The sequence below is a fragment of the Nesterenkonia aurantiaca genome (assembly GCF_004364585.1).
GTDB classification, from domain to species: domain Bacteria; phylum Actinomycetota; class Actinomycetes; order Actinomycetales; family Micrococcaceae; genus Nesterenkonia; species Nesterenkonia aurantiaca.
The window spans coordinates 1-2905 of record NZ_SOAN01000002.1 but is presented as its reverse complement, the minus strand read 5'-3'; the positions used below and the strand labels follow the sequence as shown (position 1 = coordinate 2905).

General features: G+C 65.9%; 2 protein-coding genes and 1 pseudogene. 1 reads left to right on the top strand and 2 read right to left on the bottom strand.

Translation table 11 applies throughout. The features are described from left to right. Positions 1-348, top strand: a pseudogene (locus tag EV640_RS13675) (hypothetical protein); the annotation flags it as partial. Positions 349-480: 132 nt separating this feature from the next. Here EV640_RS13675 and EV640_RS03020 read toward each other — a convergent pair. Both EV640_RS03020 and EV640_RS03015 read right to left on the bottom strand, forming a co-directional pair. Beyond that, positions 481-1485, bottom strand: coding sequence for a sugar phosphate isomerase/epimerase family protein (locus tag EV640_RS03020; protein WP_036475872.1), 1005 nt, complete (start codon positions 1483-1485; stop codon positions 481-483). A gap of 5 nt (positions 1486-1490) precedes the next feature. Then, entirely contained in the window at positions 1491-2750 is a 1260-nt protein-coding gene (locus EV640_RS03015) for a Gfo/Idh/MocA family protein (RefSeq protein ID WP_036475704.1), read from the bottom strand. Positions 2751-2905 lie beyond the last annotated feature (155 nt).

The following is a 2905-nucleotide window of genomic DNA, read 5'->3' as shown; positions in this document are numbered from 1 at the left end:
TGCGAGACCCCGACCGAGACCCCGACCGAGACTCCGACCGAAACAGAGTCCCCCACGGCCACGTCTGCTGAGCTGCGCGGCGGATCAGGTTCTCCAGAGGACTCGGATTCCCCGGATGGATCGGATTCACCCACCGGATCTGACGTGACGGACGACGATTCAACGGAGTCCAGTGCTCCATCAGATTCCTCATCCGAGGAATCGCAGACGGCGGCTGATGAGTCGGATCTGGCCACGACCGGTCTAGGCACGATGACCAGTCTGCTGATCGGACTGAGCGCGCTGATGGTCCTCGGCGGTGTCGCGCTGCTGATCGTCAGGCACCAGCGCTCACACGCCAACGACTAGCAAGACCGGGCCTGTTGCAGGGTCCAGACAGCAGAAGGGCCCGATCCTGAATCCTGGTGGATGCAATCACCAGGTGCCAGGGTCGGGCCTTTCTGCATGTTCCGTGTCCTGCGTGGACGCCTCAGGCCTGTTTCAGGACGAGGAGGAGAATGCCGCATCGAAGGAGGCATCTGAGGGTTCGAACGCATTGGCCCGGACGAACTCCAGGGCCTGGGGTGCCCCGATCAGCCGGTCCATGCCGGCGTCCTCCCACTCCACCGAGAGCGGACCGGTATAACCGATCGCGTTGAGCATCCGGAAGGCATCCTCCCAAGGCACATCTCCGCGGCCAGTGGAGATGAAGTCCCAGCCGCGCCGTGGATCAGCCCAAGCCAGATGCGAGGACAGCCGGCCGTTGCGTCCATTCAGCCGCTTCTTCGTATCCTTGCAGTGCACGTGATAGATCCGGTCCTGGTAGTCCCAGAGGAACGCCACCGAATCAAGGTCCTGCCAGACCATATGGGATGGGTCCCAGTTCAGGCCGAACGCCTCTCGGTGTCCGATGGCCTCCAGTGCCCGCTGAGTAGTCCAGTAGTCATAGGCGATCTCCGAAGGATGGACCTCGTGGGCGAACCGGACACCCACCTCATCGAAGACGTCGAGGATCGGGTTCCATCGGTCGGCGAAATCCCGGTAGCCCGCTTCGACCAGCTCCTCGGAGACCGGAGGGAACATCGCCACGTACTTCCAGCTGGAGGACCCGGTGAACCCGGTCACCGTCTTGACTCCCAGCCGGGCCGCGGCCCGCGCGGTGAACTTCATCTCCTCGGCAGCCCGCTGCCGCACCCCCTCGGGATCCCCGTCGCCCCAGATGTGATCGGGCAGGATGTCGCGATGCCGGGAGTCGATCGGGTCGTCGCAGACGGCCTGGCCGCGCAGATGATTGGCGATGGTGAAGACCTTCAACCCGTTCTTCTCCAAGATATCCAAGCGGTTCTTCACGTAGGCATCGTCCTCGGCCGCCCGTCGCGGGTCGAGGTGATCACCCCAGCAGGCGATCTCCAGGCCGTCGTAGCCCCATTCCCCCGCAAGCCGGGCGACCTCCTCGAAGGGCAGGTCCGCCCATTGCCCGGTGAACAGCGTGACTGGTCGTGCCATGGTCTTCATCTCCGTTCCTGATCGTGGATCTCGGTCCATTGCTGCGCGGTGCCGCTGGAGTGCTCGATGGCCTCCAGCACTCGCTGCACGTGGAGGCCGTCCTCGAACGAGGGCCGCGGATCCTCCCCGGCGGCGATCCCGCGCACCAGATCCACCACCTGGTGGGTGAATCCATGCTCGTAGCCCAGTCCGTGGCCGGGCGGCCACCAGGCCTCGAGATATGGGTGCTCCGGTTCCGTGGCGAGGATCCGGGTGAACCCGGCGGTCCTCCCCGGCTGTGTCGCATCGTAGTAGTGCAGGACGTTCATGTCCTCGAAGTCGAAGCTGACCGCTCCGCGAGATCCGGAGATCTCGATGCGCAACGCGTTCTTTCGACCCCAGGCGAACCGGGAAGCCTCCAGGATCACCGGCGCGCCCGAGATCAGGCGGGCGGTGACCAGGGCGGCGTCGTCCACCGTGACCTGGCCCATCGCTGCAGGGCCTGGCGCCTCACCGGAAGCTTCGAACCCGCCACCGAGTCCACCACCCCGGCTGCCGCCGATCCCGCCCCCGGCGACAGGCACAGGAGCAGCAGCGGCCAGCGGACGTTCCGCCACGAAGGTCTCGAGCATTCCGGAGACTCCGGCGAAGCGCTGACCGGTGAGGAAACAGGTCAGATCCACGATGTGAGCGCCGATGTCACCCAGCGCCCCGGACCCCGCGCGGGTCTTGTCCAGCCTCCAGGACAGCGGCGCGGACTCATCGCCGAGCCAGTCCTGCAGATACTGCGCCCGCACCTGGCGCACCTCGCCGATCCGGCCTTCCGCAATCAGCTCCTGGGCCAGCTTCAGCGCCGGGACCCGCCGGTAGGTGAAGCCCACCATGGCATGGACGCCCCGAGCTCGTGCCCGGTGGGCCGCGTCGTTCATCCGCTGCGCCTCCGCCACGGAATTGGCCATCGGCTTCTCGACCAGCACGTGCTTGCCGGCCTGAAGCGCCGCCTCGGCGATCTCCGCGTGGGTGTCACCGGGGGTGCAGATGTCGATCAGATCCACATCCTTGCGCTCGATCACCCGCCGCCAGTCCGTGGCGGATTCGACCCAGCCCAGCCGCTGGGCGGCGATCTTGCTGCGCTGCGCATCGCGACCGACCACCACCCGCATCCGCGGTTCCATCGGAAGGTCGAAGAACCGGGTGGCTGACCTCCAGGCCTGAGAATGGACCCGACCCATGAAGGAGTGACCGATCATGGCCACGCCCAGACGAGGCTTCTCTCGTTCAGCCATCGCTGCCGCTCACGACTCGAAGGCGTAGGGCAGGTACTGGTCCACGTTGTCCGCAGTGACTGAGCCGCCCCCTCTGTTAGGTCCACACGTTGTGGGAGTCGTCGTTCTCCGTTTGGTAGGTGCATTGCCGAGCGTACTCGGCGGGCGTGAGGTAG

Excerpts from the sequence above, each read along its gene's own strand:
- EV640_RS03015 (WP_036475704.1), bottom strand. The coding sequence starts at position 2,750 with ATGGCTGAACGAGAGAAGCCTCGTCTGGGCGTGGCCATGATCGGTCAC.
- EV640_RS03020 (WP_036475872.1), bottom strand. The coding sequence starts at position 1,485 with ATGGCACGACCAGTCACGCTGTTCACCGGGCAATGGGCGGACCTGCCC.